The organism is Pseudoclavibacter sp. RFBG4 (assembly GCF_002931515.1).
Lineage (GTDB): Bacteria > Actinomycetota > Actinomycetes > Actinomycetales > Microbacteriaceae > Pseudoclavibacter.
Genome location: NZ_PSYC01000019.1, coordinates 15,721 through 31,456, shown reverse-complemented (window position 1 = coordinate 31,456; position 15,736 = coordinate 15,721). Strand labels below are relative to the sequence as shown.

The window sequence follows — 15,736 nt, the reverse complement described above, 5'->3', positions numbered from 1 at the left end:
CTTCAGTATGCCGGGCCACGGCACCATCATCAGCCGCGGTGGATGAGGTCGAGGATCTCCGTGTAGTAGCCGTGGAACTCGGGGCTGCCGAGCACGTCGACCTCGCGGGGGCGGGGGAGGTCGATCGCGTACTCGGCCGCGACCTTGCCGGGGCGCGGGGTCATCGCGATGACGCGGTCGGAGAGGAAGACGGCCTCCTCGATGTCGTGGGTGATGAGCATGACCGTCATGCGGTGGCGCTCCCAGACCTCGGTGAGCAGCTCCTGCATGGTGCGTCGGGTGAGCGCGTCGAGGGCGCCGAACGGCTCGTCCATGAGGAGCACGTCCGGGCCGTAGGCGAGCGAGCGGGCGAGGGCGACGCGCTGCTGCATGCCGCCGGAGAGCTGCGCCGGGTACTTCGATTCGAAGCCCGTCAGGCCGACCTGGTCGAGCACGTCCCGAGCCCGGTCGATGCGCTGCTTCTTCGTCAGGCCCGGCTCGCCGTCGAGGGCGAAGACGACGTTGTCGATGGCGCTGAGCCACGGCAGGAGCGTCGCCTGCTGGAACACGACGCCGCGGTCGCGGCCCGGCCCGAGGATCTCGTGGCCGCTGAGCGATGCCGTGCCGGAGGTGGGTGCCTCGAGGCCGGCGATGACGGAGAGCAGGGTGCTCTTGCCGCATCCGGATGCGCCGACGACGGAGACGAACTCGCGGTCGCCGAGCACGAGGTCGACGTCGGCGAGCGCGGTCACCTCGCCGAAGCGCTTCGTGACGTCGGAGACGACGACCTTGGGGTCGCGGAGGGCGGTTTCGACGGTCATCAGACACGTCCCTTCAGGTAGCGGAAGAAGCGCCGGCCGAGCCCGCGCATGACCTGGTCGAAGAGGAGGCCGAGGAGCCCGAGGACGATCACGTAGCCGATGATGAGGTCGGTCTCGAGGAAGCGCTGCGCCTGCGTGATGCGGTAGCCCATGCCCTCGGTCGCGGCGACGAGCTCGGCGACGACGAGCCAGGTCCAGGCCCAGCCGAGGCTGATGCGGAGCGCATCCCAGATGCGCGGGAGCGCTGAGGGGAAGACGATGCGGATGAGGATCTTGGTTCGGCTGAGGCCGAGCGTCGCGCCGAGGTTCTGGTACGACATGGGCACGCGCCGCACGGCGTCGGCGACCATGAGCACCTGCTGGAAGAAGGTGCCGAGGAAGATGATGAGCACCTTCTGCGAGTCGTCGGTGCCGACCCAGAGGATGGTCAGCGGAACGAACGCGACGACCGGCATGTAGCGGATGAAGTCCATGATCGGCTCGATCGCGGCCTCGACCCGAGGGATGGAGCCGCAGAGCACGCCGATGGGCACGGCGATGACGCTGGCCAGGAGGTAGCCGACCATGACGCGGTAGGTGCTGACGGCGATGTCCGACCAGAGCTGGCCGTTGACGCCCTGGTCGATGAGCTTCTCGGTGACCGCGATCGGCGACGGCAGGAAGAGGGGGCGGACGAGGCCGCTGGTCGAGATCGCCGTCCATGCCGCGAGCAGCAGGATGAAGGTGATGACGGACGTGATGAGGTACTGGCGCCTGGTGAGCGGTGCTCTGACCGGCTTTCGGCGCGCCCCGGTCGCGGGCTGCGTGCTCGCGACCGGGGCCGTGCTCTGAACTGCCATGGGGCTCTGGTCTCCTGTGGTTGCTGTGCGCCGGGGCTACTGATGCCGGTGGTTGCTGGGTGCCTGTGCTGTCGTGGTGCCGCTGACTACTCGGCGCCGCCGACGAAGGTGAGGTCGACGACGGAGGGGAGGTCGGTGCCGCCCGTGAGGATGCCGATGTCGGTGGCGACGCTGTCGACGCTGGGGAGGACGGTCTCGAGGTAGTGGCCGCCGAGCTCGGTGGCGTTCTCCTCGAGGGTGAAGAACTGCACGCCGTCGAAGGCGCTGTCGAGCGACTCGACGTCGCTGCCGATGTTCTCGGCGATGATCGCGCGCGCCGCGTCGGTGTCCGACTCGTAGAAGTCGATGGATGGGCCCCACGCGTCGACGATGCCCTGCACGGTCTCGCCGTTCTCGGCGAGGTAGGTGTTGTCGACGACGAGGACGTCGCTGATGAGGCCGGCGTTCTCGGCCGCCGTGTAGATCTCGGTGATGTCGGGGCTCGAGGAGCGGGCCTCGGAGATGTAGGGCTCGTAGGTGACGGCGACGGGGACGCTGCCGCCGATGAGCGCGGTTGCCGCTTCGGAGGGGTCCATGGGGACGGGCTCGATGTCGTCGAGCGAGAGGCCGTTCTCCTGCAGCGCGTAGCCGAGGAGGAGGTTGCTGACGGAGCCTTCCTCGAAGGCGACCTGCTGGCCGGCCAGGTCGGCGACGTCGGTGACGCTGCCGTCGGAGAGGATGGCGTCGGCCGTGAGGGACGCGTCGAGGAGCAGCACGATGCTGACGTCGAGGCCCTGTTCGATGAACTGGAGCGCGCTGTGGCTTGCGACGTTCGCGACCTGGATGCGGTCGGCGGCGAAGGCCGCGGTCATGTCGGCGTCGTTCATGAAGTTCGTGATCTCGACCTCGACGCCGGCGTCGGTGAAGTAGCCGTTCTCCTGTGCGATGTACCAGGGGCCGTAGCCGAGCCAGGGCTGGATGCCCATTCCGACGGCTTCCGCGTCGCCTTCGCTCGAGGCTGCCGAGTCTGCCGTGCAGGCGGTGGTGGCGAGCAGCGCGGCGCTCAACGCGAGGGCGCCCACGGTGCGGAGTGCGTTCTTGGTGGTGGTCATGAGGGTCCTTCCGGGACGGATTCGCCGGGAGCGGCTTTGGTCAAGAATCGGCAGGTCCCGGGCGACAAGCAAATAGCGAGACTCGAAGCTCGAGATCCAAAAGAGAGATGCAATTGACCAGCAATATCGGCGAAATGCATACGAAACATGGGGTGCTCAGTGTGGCGAGGAGCGTCGGTCACCGCGGCCGCGCGAGACGGGAGCCCCATGGACGCCACCCTCTTCACGAACGGCACGCTGTACCTCGGCGCGGGCGCCTTCGAGCGGGCGTCGCTGCTGGTCGTCGGCGACCGGATCGTCGACGTGATCCCCGACGGCGGCGAGCTCCCGACCGCCGCGCACCTGGTCGACCTGGCGGGCGGGACGCTGCTCCCGGGGTTCCAGGACGCGCACGTGCATCCGCTGCTCGCGGGGCTGCAATCGCTCGGCATCGACCTCAAGCCCGTGCACGACCGGGGCGAGTACCTGCGGCTCATCGCCGACTACGCGGCCGCGAACCCGACGGCGCCGGTACTGACGGGCGGCGGCTGGTTCGGCGACGTCTTCGAGGGCGGGTTCCCGACGGCGGCCGAGCTGGAGGGCGTCGACGGGCGGCCCATCATGCTGCACAGCCACGACGCGCACGGCATGTGGGTGAACGCGGCGGCCTTGCGGGCCGCTGGGATCGACGGGGCGACTCCGGATCCGGAGGGCGGCCGCCTCATCCGCGACGGGCTGGGCCAGCCCACGGGCATGCTGCTGGAGTCGGCGGTCGCGCTGGTCGAGCACCTCATGCCGGCGCCCGGCGAGGCGCTCGTCGAGGCGGCCCTCGAGGCGGCGCAGCGCGAGCTCCACTCGGTGGGGGTCACGGCGTGGCAGGATGCGGCCGTCGGCGACAGCGACCTCGGCCCGAACCCGCTCCCCGCGTACCTGCGCCTCGCGGCCGACGGCCGCCTGACCGCGCGGGTCGTGCTCGCACAGTGGTGGGACCGTGCTCGTGGTGTGGAGCAGATCGTCGACTTCGAGCGCGTCAGGGCGGAGGCCGCCGCGGTGGGGGTGGATGCGGGCACCGTGAAGGTCATGATCGACGGCATGGTGGAGAACCACACGGCATCGATGCTCGAACCGTTCGAGGGGCACCCGGGAGACGTGGGCATCGCCTTCCTCTCCCCCGAGGCGCTTGTCGAGCTGACGACGGCGCTCGACGCGGCCGACTTCCAGGTGCACTTCCACGCCGTCGGCGACGCGGCGACCCGGCACGCGCTCGACGCGGTGGAGGCGGCGATCCGCCGCAATGGACGCCGCGGGAATCGCCACCACGTGGCGCACCTCGACCTGATCGACACGTCCGACATCGCGCGGTTCGCGGAGCTCGACGTGGCGGCGAACGTCACGGCGGTCTGGGCGCGGCGGGATGAGGAGATCGTGCACCGCAAGCTGCCGCTCCTCGGCGCCGAGCGGGAGCTGACGCATTTCCCGTTCGGCGATCTGCATCGTGCGGGGGCGCGCATCGTGGGCGGCAGCGACTGGCCGGTGACGACGCCGAATCCGCTCTGGTCGATTCGCACGGCCGTGACGCGCACGGGGCTGGTCGAGGATCCGCACGCGATCGGCGATGGCGTGCTCACACATCCGCTGCTCGGCGAGCAGGCCCTGCCGCTCGGGGTCGCTCTGGACGCGTACCTCTCGGAGGCGGCCTGGGTGAACCGGCTAGAGGGCGAGACGGGTCGGCTCGAGGCCGGCCGACTCGCCGACCTTGTGTGGGTGGACGCCGACCTCAGCGACCTCGACGCCTACGGTTCGGCGAGCGTGCGCCGCACGTACGTCGGCGGGGCGGTCGTCTACCAGGCGCCGTGAGGCGCCGTCGCGTCCTGCTCGGCGACCGACTTCCTGCACTGGGCGGCGAAGAGCTCCGCCTTCTTGGTGAGCTGCCTCGAGCCTCCGGAGCGGGCGAGCACGAGCTCGAGGGGCGGCAGGTCGTCGGTGATGTGCAGGTGGCGCAGTTCGCCGCCGGAGTAGGTGGAGGCGACGCGCGGCTGCTGGTTGAGGAGCGTGAATCCGTGCCCGCTCCCGACCATGGCGCGGACGGCCTCGAAGCTCGCGAACCGGTAGCGCACGTGGGGGCGGAGGCCGGCGCGCGTGAACCACTGGAGGAAGTAGTCGCGGCTGACGGGCATGTCGAGCAGCACCATGGGCAGCTCGGCGAGTTCGGCGAGGCTCACGCTGTCGCGGTCGGCGAGCGGATGGTGCACGCTGACGGCCGCGTAGAGGGGGACTTCGGCGAGCACTTCGCGTTCGACGGCGGCGTCCAAGCCCAGGTCGTAGGTGAGGGCGATCTCGATGGCCTGGCTGGCGAGCGCATCCGGAACCTGCTCGGCGGTCATCTCGGTGACGTCGACGAGGAGTTCGGGATGCTCGTCGGCGAGTCCGCTGATGACGGATGGCAGGTAGAAGGGTGCGAGGGTGCGGAAGCAGCCGACGGTGAGGCGGCCGGCGGTGTTCTCGGGGCGGAGCGCGCCGAGGGCGTCGTCGACGGAGGCGAGGATGCCGCGCGCGCGGACGAGGAAGTCGGCGCCGGTCGCGGTGAGCTGCAGCCCCTTGGCGCGGCGGCGGATGAGGAGTTGCGCGCCGACGGCGGTCTCGAGGTTGGCGATGGCCGTGGAGACGGCGGACTGGGCGACGAACAGCTCGTCGGCTGCCCAGGTCATGCTGCCGTGCTCGGCGGCCGCGACGAAGTATCGGAGCTGCGTGAGCGAGACGTCGCTGCGGCCTGGTGAGCGCATGGCCCCTCGTTTCGAATATGTTACGGAGATATTGACAACAGTTTTACATCTCCATTTTAGATGACAACGGCGGCGTCGACGAGCGCTTCGAGGTCGCCGCTGCGGAGGCCGGGCCAGCCGTGCACCGTCTCGACGAGTGCTGCGGGGAGCGCCCGCGAGCCGTGGACCGCGCCGGCGAGGGATCCGGCGATGGCGGCGACGGTGTCGGTGTCGCCTCCTCCCCGAACCGCCCGTTCGAGCGCATCCGTGAGGGAGCTGGCACCGGCGATGGCGGCGAGGGCGCCCTGGTAGGCGCGGACGACCCAGCCGTTCTGCTGCGAGAAGTCGCGCGGGTGCGCACCGGGTGCAAGGGCTTCCTCGGTGAAGGCGCGCCAGCGGTCTCGACGCTCGGCGGGGATCGCGTCGAGCTGGCCGAGGAGGTCGAGTTCGCCGGTGAGGATGGCGTGGCGGATGCCGAGGCACCAGAGCACGCAGGCGTCGGCGTTGTCGCTCTCCCAGTGGGTGAGCTCGGCGAGGCGGGTCGCGGCTTCGACGAGGGCGTGTTCCTGCCCGTCGGCGAGGTGGCCGAGGGCGATGGGGCCGGTGCGCATGAGGGCGCCGTTGCCGCCGCTGCGGCCGGCTCGCGCGTGCACGTCGTGGGCGGCGTCGCGAGCCCGGTCTTCTGTGACGTCTCCTTCGAGGGCGGAGAGCACGGTCCGGGTCTGGGCGCCGACGTCTTTCGCGTCGCGGGCCCACTCGCGCCAGGCCACGACGACGCTGGCGAGGGTTGCCGGGTCGTTCAGGGATGCTCCGCCCGCGAGCGCCTGGAGGATCGGCATGGCCATGGAGGTGTCGTCGGTCCACTCCCCCGCGCCGTGCCCGAAGACGCCGACCCCGTAGACGACGGGTGTGTCGTCTGAAAGCGGCGGCCCGAACTCGTACTGGGAGCCGAGGGCGTCGCCGACGGCGGAGGCGAGCACGGCGCCGTGGGCACGGTCGAGTTGGGCTGGCGTGAGTGTCATGACTCCAGTGTCCAACGAACCGCCGACAAAGCGGTGGCCAGCATCGACTGGCCACCGCTGTCGGGAGGGGTTGGGGACGCTAGTAGCCGGCAGGCGCCGAGGACTCGGCGTCGTCGTTCAGCAGCGCTCGGCTGCCCGAGACGCCGAGACGGGTCGCTCCGGCCGCGATGAAGGCATCCGCTTCAGCCCGCGTCCTGACGCCTCCGGAGGCCTTGACCTCGAGCCGGTCGCCGACCGTGCTCTTCATGAGCTCGACCGCGTGCACGCTGGCGCCGCCGGCGGGGTGGAACCCGGTGGAGGTCTTCACGAAGTCGGCACCGGCGCGCTCGGCCGCGCGGCAGACGGCGACGATGGCGTCGTCCGAGAGCGCCGCCGATTCGATGATCACCTTGAGCACGATCGGAGCAGGTGCTGCGCCACGAACCGCGCGGATGTCCTTCTCGACGGAGTCGTAGTCGCCGTCGATCGCCGCCCCGATGTCGATCACCATGTCGATCTCGTCGGCTCCCTGCTCGACGGCGGTCTTCGCCTCGAGTGCCTTGACGGTGCTCTGGTGGCGACCGCTCGGGAACCCGCAGACGACCGTGAGCTTGAGGTCGGAGCCGTTCGGGAGGGTGACGGGCAGCACGGAGGGCGAGAGGCAGACGCTGTAGGCGCCGAGCTCCGCTGCCTCGGCGACGGTGGCCTCGACGTCGGCGCGCGTGGCCTCGGGCTTGAGGAGCGTGTGGTCGAGGTACGTGGCGAGGGGGCGTGCACTGGTCATGGGTTCTGCTGTCCTTTGCTGGTGGGTGGTCGTCACGCCGCGGATGCCTGCGCGCGGCTGTCGAGGAACTTGTTGAGGATGAGGGCGAGCACGAGGATGATGCCGGTCGCGATCATCTGCACGAAGGACCCGATTCCCATGAGGTTGAAGAGGTTCTTCAGGACGGAGAGGAGCAGGACGGCGATGAACGTGCCGCCCACGCCGCCTCGACCGCCGAAGAGGCTCGTGCCGCCGAGGACGACGGCCGCGATCGCATCCAGCTCGGCTCCCTGGAAGGCCGTGGGCTGGCCAATCGTGAGGCGACTCGTGAGGAGCACCCCGGCGAGCGCTGCCGTGAATCCGGAGAAGCCGAAGACCGCGGCCTTGACCCAGTTGACCGGGATGCCGGAGAGGCGTGCTGCCTCTTCGTTGCTCCCGACGGCGTAGATGTACTCGCCGAAGGTCGTGTAGCGGAGGATGACGGCGGTGAGGAGGGTGACGCCGATGAAGATGAGGCCGGTGAGCGGGAGCAGCCCGAGGTAGCCGCCGCCGATGATCGTGAACTCGGCCGGCAGGTTGGTGCCAGCCGGGCGCCCGTCGGTGAGCGTGTAGGCCCAGCCCCGCACGGCGGTGAGTCCAGCGAGCGTCACGATGAACGCGGGGAGTCGCACCCAGGACGATACCGCCCCCATGAGGAGCCCGATGCCGATGCCGGCGGCCAGGGAGATGAGGATCGCGAGCACCACGGGCATGCGCCCGTCGAGCAGGATCGCCACGGTCATGCCGCTGAAGGCGGCGATCGAGCCGACGGCGAGGTCGATGCCGCTCGTGAGGATCACGAGGGTCATGCCGATGGCGATGATGCCCGTGAGGCTCGACTGCTGCAGCAGGTTGGAGACGTTCCGGACGGTGAGGAACTCCGGGCTGAGGATGGCCGCCAGCGCGCAGATGATGACGAACACGATGAGCAGGTTGCCCTTGATGAGCCAGCTCGAGCTGCGCTGCTTCCAGGTCTTCGCGCTCGCGCGCTCCTCGGTTGGAGCCGGCGTTGTGGTGGTCGCGTTCATGATGCCTTCCCGCTGATGATTGCGTGACTGATGCGTGCTTCGCTCGAGACGAGCGGGTCGAAGTCCGCGACGTTGCGGCCCTCGTGCATGACGACGATGCGGTCGGCATTCGCCATGAGTTCGCCGAGCTCGCTTGATGCGACGAGCACGGCGGCGCCCTGGTCCGCGAGGATGCGGACCTGGCGATAGAGGTCGGCCTTGGCACCGATGTCCAGGCCTCGGGTGGGCTCGTCCAGCAGCAGCACTCTCGTGTCGCGAGCGAGCCACTTGGCGAGGACGACCTTCTGCTGGTTGCCGCCCGAGAGGAGACGGATCTCCTGGCCGGGCTTGCCGAACTTGACGGAGAGGCGTTCCAGGATTGGGGCAGACGTCGCCCAGGACCGTTCGCGCGGCAGCACCTGGGAGGAGCCGCGGAGCGAGGCGATGCCGGCGTTTCGGGCCACGGAGAGCCCAAGGAACAGCCCCTCCGTCTTTCGGCTCTCCGGAACGAGGCCGAAGTGGTGGTTGACCGCGGCTCGCACGGAGGTGAGGGTCGCCTGCTTGCCGAAGACCTGGACGTCGCGCTTGGCCTTGCGTGCTCCGAAGAGCGCGGAGAGGAGCGTGGTGCGACCCGCCCCGCCGAGGCCGGCGAGCCCGACGATCTCGCCCTTGCGCACGACGACGTCCCGGACATCGATGAGGCCTTCGATCGACACGCTCCTGATGTTGAGGGCCTCGACGTCGCTGAATTCCCGCGCATCCCGGTGCTCGGTCAGCTCCGCCTTCTTGTCGCCGATCATGTCGCCGATCCACCGATCCGCGTCGGTGTCCGCGACGGCGTACTTGGCGGCGTTGTACCCGTCGCGGAGCACGGTGATGCGCGTTCCGATGTCTCGGATCTCGTCCATCCGGTGCGAGATGTAGATGACGGCGCGGCCCTCGTCGGTGAGGCGGCGGATGACGTTGAAGACGTTCTCGACGTCGGCCTCGCCGAGCGTTGCGGTCGGCTCGTCCATGACGATGATGCGGGCATCCGTCGTGAGGGCGCGCGCGATGGCGGTGAGCTGCTGGTCGGCGAGCGGCAGGGTGCCGACGACGGCGTCCGGCGAGAACTTCGCTCCGACGCGCTTGAGGTAGTCGGCGGCGAGGCGTCGCCTCGTCGAGCGCTTGACGAGGCCGCCGACGCTCGGCGTGTGGCCGAGGAACAGGTTCTGCGCCACGGTGAGGTCGGCGAAGAGATCCAGCTCCTGGTAGATGACGCTGATGCCGGCGCGGATGCCGTCGAGCGGACCGGAGAACTTCACCTCCGCGCCGCCGATGGAGATCACTCCGGCGTCCGGCGTGTAGGAACCGGCGAGGATCTTCATGAGCGTCGACTTGCCTGCCCCGTTCTCGCCGAGGAGGCAGTGCACCTCGCCCGGGTAGACGTCGAGGTCGACCGACTTGAGGGCGAGCGTGCCCGGGAAGCCCTTGCGGATGCCGCGCATCGTGAGGACCGGAGGCGTTGCTTCTTCAATGACAGCAGTCATCGTTTCCTCGCTTCTCTGAGGTAGTTGGCGCACTCGTCGTCCGTGACGAGCACTGAGCAGAATTTGTTGTCGACGACCGCGTGGCAGACGGGCCACTTCTCGCGCCCCGAGATGACCGCGACGGCGGTGCGGGCGCTGCTGAGGGTGTCGAGTTCGAGGCCGAGCGTTCGGGCGTCGAGGGCCGGGTCGACGATGTGTCCGTCGGCGTCGATGTACCGGCCGAGGACGTCGCCGACGGCGCCCTTGCGTTCGAGCGTTCGCACGTCGTCCGCAGTCAGGTAGCCGCTCGAGACGAGCACGGACTTCGTGTCGACGGGGCCCGCGCTGAAGACGACCGTCGACGCCTCCCGCGCCTTGTCGAGGATCGTCGACACGAACCGGTCGTTCTCGATCGCCTCGCGGGTGGCCGCCTGCTCGAGGATCGCGGGGCTCGGCAGCAGCGTGACGGTCCCCCTGCCCTTCGACGCGATCGTGGTGGCCGTCATCGATGCCATGCCCACGCGGCGGTTGACGGTGACGCCTCCGTTGACCTGGACGACGTCGACCCCGTCTGCCCATCCGTCGGGCAGCGCGTCGGCGACCTGCTGGAGGGTGCGCCCCCAGGAGACGCCGAGCGTTCGCACGCGGGGTCGGAGCGTCGCGAGGTAGTCGGCTGCCGCTTCGGCAACTCGGATGCGCGTCTCGGCGTCGTTGTTCGAGCTCGGGACGACGATTGCGTCGGCGAGCCCGTAGAGCTCCTGCAGCTCGCGCTCGAGTGGCAACCGCCTGGCCTTGGGGTGCACGATCTCGATGCGCACGAAGCCGCGTTCCTTCGCCTGCGCGAGGAGGCGACCGACCTTCCAGCGTGTCACGCCGAGGCGGGCGGCGATCTCCGACTGGTTCTTGTCGTCTTGGAAGTACAGCTCGGCGGCGCGGATCGCGAGGAGCTCGTCCTCGCCGTTCATGCTGCGCCGACTCTCGCGGTCGTCTGCGTCGATCTCACGAGCTCGTGGCTCATGCCGGTGAGCAGCTGCGTCGACCGCTCGTACCGCTCGTAGGCGTCCGCGAGCGGCTGGGTCGCGGCGGGGTTCGGGTCCACGATGACGTGGTCCGGGGCGAAGCGTCTGGCGACCTCGGCGCGGTCCTCGCCGGTGTCTGCGGCGACCCCCAGGATTCCGAGCGCGAGGGTGGTGAGGTTCTCGCTCGAGACGAGGTTGACGGGGCGGCCGAGTGCATCCGCTGTCGTCTGCAGCCAGAGCGGGTTGTGCCGGATGCCCCCGGTCAGGAAGACGTCGTCGGAGTCGACCCCGACGGCCTCGAAGGATTCGAGCACCTGTCGGGTGCCGAAGGAGACGGCTTCGACCGTGGCCCGGTAGAGCTGCGCCGGAGTCGCACCGAGCGAGAGGCCGAGCACTGCGCCGCGGAGGCTCGGGTCGCGGTGGGGTGTGCGGTTGCCCATGAAGTGGTCGAGCACGAGGATGCCGTGCTCGGCCGCCGGCACCTCGGTGGCGCTCGAGACGAGCTGGCCGAGCCTGTCGCGGGGCACCCCGAGGATGCGCTCGGAGAGCCACGAGAGCGCTGACCCGGCTGACACCTGGCCGCCCTCGATGAGCCAGCGGTCGTGCGTGAGCGCGCCGGGGTACGGCCCCCAGATCGTTGGCGAGAAGACGGGCTCGTCGAGCTCCGCGATGAAGGCGTTCGACGTTCCGGCGACGATCGCGACCGGGTTCCTGCTGACGCCGCTGAGGGCGACGAGCGCAAGGTGGGCGTCGATGCCGCCGGCGAAGACGATGGCGCCCGGCTCCACTCCCAGCTCTGCGGCGGCCGCACGACTGAGTTCGCCGACGATGTCGCCGACCGCGGCGATGTCGTGCGGCAGCTTCTCCGCGAGGTCGGGGATGCCGAGCTGCGCGTAGAGGTCGGACGGGAGCGCATCCTCTCGGTGGTCGTAGTTCCACTTGCAGGTCGCGTTGAGCCGCGAGCCCACCCAGCGACCCGTGAGGCGGAGGGTCATGTAGTCGACGGATTCGCCGATGTGCGTCGCTGCCGCGTAGTTCTCCGGCTCGTTGCGGGCGAGCCACATGGCCTTGGGGATCAGCCATTCGGAGCTGTCGGAGCCGCCCGCGAAGCGCAGCGACGGGTGGTCGATCTCGGCGGTGCGCTCGGACTCCGCGCCCGCTCTGCTGTCCATCCACAGCAGGGCGGGGCGGATGGGGGCACCGGTGTCGTCGAGGACCACGACGGAGGAGGAGGTCGTGGCGACGCCCACGGCGCGGACGGACCGCACCGAGGCCGTCTCCAGGGCTTCCCTGGCGGCGCGCACGGTGGCGCTCCACCAGTCGCGTGGGTTCTGCTCGGCCCAGCCTGGGTGCGGGTACGCGGTCTGATAGGGGGCCGACGCGGTGGAGACTCGTGTCCCTGCCTCGTCGAACACTCCGGCGCGCGCGCCTTCCGTACCGATGTCGATTGCCAAGTAGAACGCCACTGTTCTGTCCTTCGTGTTGTGTTGGGGTGCGCGGGCGAGGATCAGTCTCGGTTGGGGAGGAAGAGCACCTTCGAGCTGAAGATGGAGCGCTCACCGAGCTGCTTCATGGTGAGGGGAAGCTCGTCGAGGCTGAGCTCGTGGGTGATCATGAACTCCCACTTGAGGCTGCCGTCCGCGAAGGCTCGCGCCGACTCGACCCATTCTCGGCCCGGGAAGGGCGCCGAGAAGGAGTTCCAGCTGCCGTGGAGCGACACCTCCTTGCGGAGGAAGTGGCTGAAGACCGCCTTCTCGAGCTCCACCGTCTTGTGGGGGATGCCGATGAAGGCCGCCTCGCCGTGGCGTGCCGTGAGCTTCGTCGCGAGGGCGATGGTCGCTGGCACGCCCGCGGACTCGATGATGACGTCGAAGCCCTTGCCCGCGTGGGCGATGGCTTCCTCGTCGTTGACGGCCGTGAGCGTGGCCCCGGCTTCGAGCGCCATGTCGGCCTTCTGCTGGTTCACGTCGACCGCGAGCACTTCACTCGCCCCCATGAGCTTCGCCCACTGGATGGCGAACAGCCCGATGGGGCCGGCCCCGATGACGGCGACTCGGGAGCCCTCGCCGAGCTTCGTCTTGTAGATGGCGTGGAGCGCGATGGCGGACGGATCCATCATGGCCGCCGCCCGCGGGTCGACGCCCTCCGGCATGAGGAAGAGGTTGCCCGCGTTGACGACCACGTACTGTGCGTAGGCCCCGTCCTGGCGGCTGCCGAAGTAACCGTAGTTCTCGCAGAGGCTGAAGTGCCCGTCGAGGCAGCTCTCGCATTCATTGCACGGGATGAGCGGTGGCACGGTCGCGAGCTGGCCGATCTCGAGGCCTTCGACGTCAGCGCCGATCTCGACGATGTGGCCCGAGAACTCGTGCCCGCAGATGATGGGCAGCAGATAGGCGCCGGCGAAGTTCATGCGCGGGATGTCGGAGCCGCACACGCCGCACGCGGCGACCTTGAGCAGCACGTCGCCGGTGCCCGGCTTTGGCACGTCCACGCTTTCCACGCGGATGTCGCCTGGCGCGTGCATCACTGCCGCGGTCATCGTCTCGGTCATTGTCGCTTCCTCCAGGAATCGATGGTGGTTGGTGGTGTCGCTCGGGGCGAGAGGGTTACTTGCCGCCCTGCGCGAAGAGGGTGTCTCCGACCAGGTCGCCCGCGTTGTCCTTGGTCACGAGTTCGGTGCCCGCGTCGATCTCCGCTTCCACGTCCTCGCCGGCCGCGGCGCTGAGCGCGGTCTCGGCCGCGACGGTGCCGAGGGCGATCGGGTCGTTGAGCGAGGTCGCGACGTACTGCTCGCCTTCGGCGATCGCGTCGACGGCTTCCATGAGTCCGTCGACTCCGGCGACGAGGACGTCGGTGCGTCCGTTCTCCTGGAGCACCTGGAGGGCGCCGAGCGCCATGTCGTCGTTGTGGGCGTACACGACCTTCACGTCGGAGTTCGACTGGAGGAGGTCCTGCATGGCGGTGACGGCGTTCGAGCGGATGTACTCCGCGTACGGGCCAGCGACGATGTTCACCGACGAGTCGCCCTCGAAGACGCTGTGGAAGCCTTCCGAGCGGTCCATGGCGACGGTTCCGCCGGCGTCGCCCTGGATCTCGATGATCTTGCCGCCTTCGGCGCCGAGCGCTTCCTTGACCTGCTCGCCGACGAGCTTGCCCATCTCGACGTTGTCGCGGCCCACGTGGGCGATGGCGCCTTCCGCGGAGCGGTCGACGGTGACGACGGGGATGCCCGCGGCCTCGGCGGAGGCGATGCTCTGCGCGATGCCCTGGGGGTCGACCGGGTTGATGAGGAGGACGTCCACACCCTTGGTGATGAGGTCTTCGATGTCGTTGTTCTGCTTGGTGACGTCGCCGTTGGCGTCGACGTACTCGAGTTCGGCGCCTGCCGCGTCTGCGGCTTCCTGCACGCCGACGCCGAGCTCGACGTAGAACGGCGACTGCTGCGTGGCCTGGCTGAAGCCGATGGAGATGGTGCCGTCGTCGGCTCCGCCTGCGCTGGCACCTTCCCCTCCTGGGGTGGTGGTGACAGAGCAGCCGGTCAGCAGCAACGATGCTGCGGCGACGGTGGTGAGAAACAAGCCCGATTTCTTCATTGAAATGACCTCCTTGGTCCGGATGACTGAGGACAAGGTAGGTCGGCTGCGAGGGCCGCGGCAACAGCTGAGCAGTGCTTTGCTCATGTGAGCACTGACACTCGCGAAACGTGCTCACATGCGCGCTCAGAAGAGCGCTTCAGGGGCCGAGCGAAGTGCTCGGCCCCTGAAGTGGAGAGGTTGTTGTCGGCTGCTGGCGGTCGCTATCGGCCCGCCGGGCGGTCAGCTGAGGTCGGTGACGACGACGCGCGCGATCTCTGGGTTCTTGAGCGACGCGTATCCGTCCTGCACGTCGGCGAGTGAGATCTCGCTGGAGACCAGGGCGTCGAGTTCGAACCGCCCCTGCAGGTAGAGGTTCGCGTAGAGAGGGATGTCGCGCTTCGCGCTGGTGCCGCCCATGTAGACGCCTTCGACTCGACGTTTCATCGAGAGCAGCTCGACGGGTGAGACGGTGAGCGTGGCGGTGGGGTCGAGCACGCCGATGAGGTAGAGCCCTCCGCCCGGGGCCACCATCTGCAGCGCCTGCTGGGTGACGGGGCCGAGCCCGACGAAGTCGAAGACCGAGTCGGCGCCGACCCCCGTGATGCGCAGGACCGCGGCGACGGGGTCTTCCTTGGTGGAGTTGATGACGTGGGTCGCGCCGAATTTCTTGGCCCGTTCGAGCTTCTCGTCGGCGATGTCGATGGCGATGATGGTCGCGGCGCCGGCGGTGATGGCTCCGTTGAGGGCGTTGAGTCCGACGCCGCCCGTTCCGAAGATGACGACGGCGTCGCTGGGCTGCACGTTGGCGGTGTTGAGGACTGCGCCGGCTCCGGTGACGACGCCGCAGCCGAGGAGGGCCGCCTGCGGCCAGGGGATCTCGTTCGGGACGACGGCGACCTGGTTCTCGTGCACGAGGATCTGCTGCGCGAACCCACCGAGCGCCATGCCCTGCGCGACCGGCTGCCCGTTCTCCGAGAGGCGGGGCGGCTGGTCGGCGCTGCGTTCCGTGTAGCTCGGGTTGGAGCAGAGGGTGACTTTGCCGGCGAGGCAGCGCTTGCAGGTGCCGCAGTACTGCACGAGGCAGCCGACAACGTGGTCGCCGATCTTCACCTCGGAGACGTCGGGGCCAACCCCGATGACGACGCCGGCGACTTCGTGGCCGAGCACCATGGGCGGCTCGTAGCCGAGTGGATGCGTGGCCGCGAGCTCGTCGGAGTGGCAGAGCCCCGAGGCGCGGACGTCGACGAGCACCTCGCGCCCGATCGGGGTCGCGATGTCGATGTCGGCGATCTCGAAGGGTTGTCCATAGCCGCGGACGATGGATGCTTTCATGAGGGTGCCTTTCTTTGGAGG

14 protein-coding genes are annotated in these 15,736 nt (G+C 69.2%); 1 reads left to right on the top strand and 13 read right to left on the bottom strand.

The genetic code is table 11. From position 1 onward, the window contains the following. Positions 1-29: 29 nt before the first annotated feature. The 3 genes from C5E10_RS04555 to C5E10_RS04545 form a co-directional block, all read right to left on the bottom strand. Positions 30-800 (bottom strand): ABC transporter ATP-binding protein, encoded by a 771-nt coding sequence (locus C5E10_RS04555; RefSeq protein ID WP_104240539.1) that lies wholly within the window; start codon positions 798-800, stop codon positions 30-32. Then, positions 800-1,639: an ABC transporter permease gene (locus C5E10_RS04550; protein ID WP_104240538.1), complete on the bottom strand. Its 840-nt coding sequence runs from the start codon at positions 1,637-1,639 to the stop codon at positions 800-802. The genes C5E10_RS04555 and C5E10_RS04550 overlap by 1 nt, the downstream gene beginning before the upstream one ends. Positions 1,640-1,725: 86 nt before the next feature. Next, a complete protein-coding gene (locus tag C5E10_RS04545) occupies positions 1,726-2,730 on the bottom strand; it encodes an ABC transporter substrate-binding protein (RefSeq protein ID WP_104330635.1) in 1,005 nt (334 codons plus the stop codon). A gap of 207 nt (positions 2,731-2,937) precedes the next feature. Between C5E10_RS04545 and C5E10_RS04540 the strand changes: the two genes are divergently transcribed. Continuing rightward, on the top strand, positions 2,938-4,566 hold the full coding sequence (locus tag C5E10_RS04540) for an amidohydrolase (protein ID WP_104330634.1): 1,629 nt from the start codon (positions 2,938-2,940) through the stop codon (positions 4,564-4,566). Here C5E10_RS04540 and C5E10_RS04535 read toward each other — a convergent pair. From C5E10_RS04535 to C5E10_RS04490, 10 genes are all read right to left on the bottom strand, one after another. After that, positions 4,551-5,492: a LysR family transcriptional regulator gene (locus C5E10_RS04535; protein WP_104298416.1), complete on the bottom strand. Its 942-nt coding sequence runs from the start codon at positions 5,490-5,492 to the stop codon at positions 4,551-4,553. The genes C5E10_RS04540 and C5E10_RS04535 overlap by 16 nt on opposite strands. Before the next feature lie 56 nt (positions 5,493-5,548). Continuing rightward, positions 5,549-6,493, bottom strand: coding sequence for an ADP-ribosylglycohydrolase family protein (locus C5E10_RS04530; protein ID WP_104330633.1), 945 nt, complete (start codon positions 6,491-6,493; stop codon positions 5,549-5,551). Between the two features lie 79 nt (positions 6,494-6,572). Continuing rightward, positions 6,573-7,256 carry a deoxyribose-phosphate aldolase gene (gene deoC, locus C5E10_RS04525; protein WP_104330632.1) on the bottom strand — a complete coding sequence of 228 codons (684 nt, stop codon included), beginning with the start codon at positions 7,254-7,256 and terminating at the stop codon, positions 6,573-6,575. A gap of 32 nt (positions 7,257-7,288) precedes the next feature. Next, positions 7,289-8,302, bottom strand: a complete 1,014-nt coding sequence (locus C5E10_RS04520; protein ID WP_104240532.1) for an ABC transporter permease — start codon at positions 8,300-8,302, stop codon at positions 7,289-7,291. Continuing rightward, the gene (locus C5E10_RS04515) at positions 8,299-9,810 is read right to left on the bottom strand and encodes a sugar ABC transporter ATP-binding protein (protein WP_104330631.1); all 1,512 of its coding nucleotides are present in this window, start codon (positions 9,808-9,810) and stop codon (positions 8,299-8,301) included. The genes C5E10_RS04520 and C5E10_RS04515 overlap by 4 nt, the downstream gene beginning before the upstream one ends. Further along, entirely contained in the window at positions 9,807-10,754 is a 948-nt protein-coding gene (locus C5E10_RS04510; RefSeq protein ID WP_104330630.1) for a sugar-binding transcriptional regulator, read from the bottom strand. The genes C5E10_RS04515 and C5E10_RS04510 overlap by 4 nt, the downstream gene beginning before the upstream one ends. Next, complete coding sequence (locus tag C5E10_RS04505) at positions 10,751-12,274, bottom strand: ribulokinase (protein WP_104330629.1); 1,524 nt, start codon at positions 12,272-12,274, stop codon at positions 10,751-10,753. The genes C5E10_RS04510 and C5E10_RS04505 overlap by 4 nt, the downstream gene beginning before the upstream one ends. 41 nt (positions 12,275-12,315) lie before the next feature. Continuing rightward, a complete protein-coding gene (locus C5E10_RS04500; RefSeq protein WP_219820321.1) occupies positions 12,316-13,359 on the bottom strand; it encodes a galactitol-1-phosphate 5-dehydrogenase in 1,044 nt (347 codons plus the stop codon). A 55-nt stretch (positions 13,360-13,414) separates the two neighbouring features. Continuing rightward, a complete protein-coding gene (locus C5E10_RS04495) occupies positions 13,415-14,386 on the bottom strand; it encodes a substrate-binding domain-containing protein (RefSeq protein WP_219820181.1) in 972 nt (323 codons plus the stop codon). Between the two features lie 237 nt (positions 14,387-14,623). After that, positions 14,624-15,715, bottom strand: a complete 1,092-nt coding sequence (locus tag C5E10_RS04490) for a zinc-binding dehydrogenase (RefSeq protein ID WP_104330628.1) — start codon at positions 15,713-15,715, stop codon at positions 14,624-14,626. Between the last annotated feature and the right edge of the window lie 21 nt (positions 15,716-15,736).

What these genes read in the sequence shown, in the direction of transcription:
- C5E10_RS04515 (WP_104330631.1), bottom strand. Translation starts at nt 9,810, where the DNA reads ATGACTGCTGTCATTGAAGAAGCAACGCCTCCGGTCCTCACGATGCGC.
- C5E10_RS04510 (WP_104330630.1), bottom strand. Translation starts at nt 10,754, where the DNA reads ATGAACGGCGAGGACGAGCTCCTCGCGATCCGCGCCGCCGAGCTGTAC.
- C5E10_RS04530 (WP_104330633.1), bottom strand. Translation starts at nt 6,493, where the DNA reads ATGACACTCACGCCAGCCCAACTCGACCGTGCCCACGGCGCCGTGCTC.
- C5E10_RS04545 (WP_104330635.1), bottom strand. Translation starts at nt 2,730, where the DNA reads ATGACCACCACCAAGAACGCACTCCGCACCGTGGGCGCCCTCGCGTTG.
- C5E10_RS04520 (WP_104240532.1), bottom strand. Translation starts at nt 8,302, where the DNA reads ATGAACGCGACCACCACAACGCCGGCTCCAACCGAGGAGCGCGCGAGC.
- deoC (WP_104330632.1), bottom strand. Translation starts at nt 7,256, where the DNA reads ATGACCAGTGCACGCCCCCTCGCCACGTACCTCGACCACACGCTCCTC.
- C5E10_RS04535 (WP_104298416.1), bottom strand. Translation starts at nt 5,492, where the DNA reads ATGCGCTCACCAGGCCGCAGCGACGTCTCGCTCACGCAGCTCCGATAC.
- C5E10_RS04555 (WP_104240539.1), bottom strand. Translation starts at nt 800, where the DNA reads ATGACCGTCGAAACCGCCCTCCGCGACCCCAAGGTCGTCGTCTCCGAC.
- C5E10_RS04550 (WP_104240538.1), bottom strand. Translation starts at nt 1,639, where the DNA reads ATGGCAGTTCAGAGCACGGCCCCGGTCGCGAGCACGCAGCCCGCGACC.
- C5E10_RS04490 (WP_104330628.1), bottom strand. Translation starts at nt 15,715, where the DNA reads ATGAAAGCATCCATCGTCCGCGGCTATGGACAACCCTTCGAGATCGCC.
- C5E10_RS04540 (WP_104330634.1), top strand. Translation starts at nt 2,938, where the DNA reads ATGGACGCCACCCTCTTCACGAACGGCACGCTGTACCTCGGCGCGGGC.
- C5E10_RS04500 (WP_219820321.1), bottom strand. Translation starts at nt 13,359, where the DNA reads ATGACCGAGACGATGACCGCGGCAGTGATGCACGCGCCAGGCGACATC.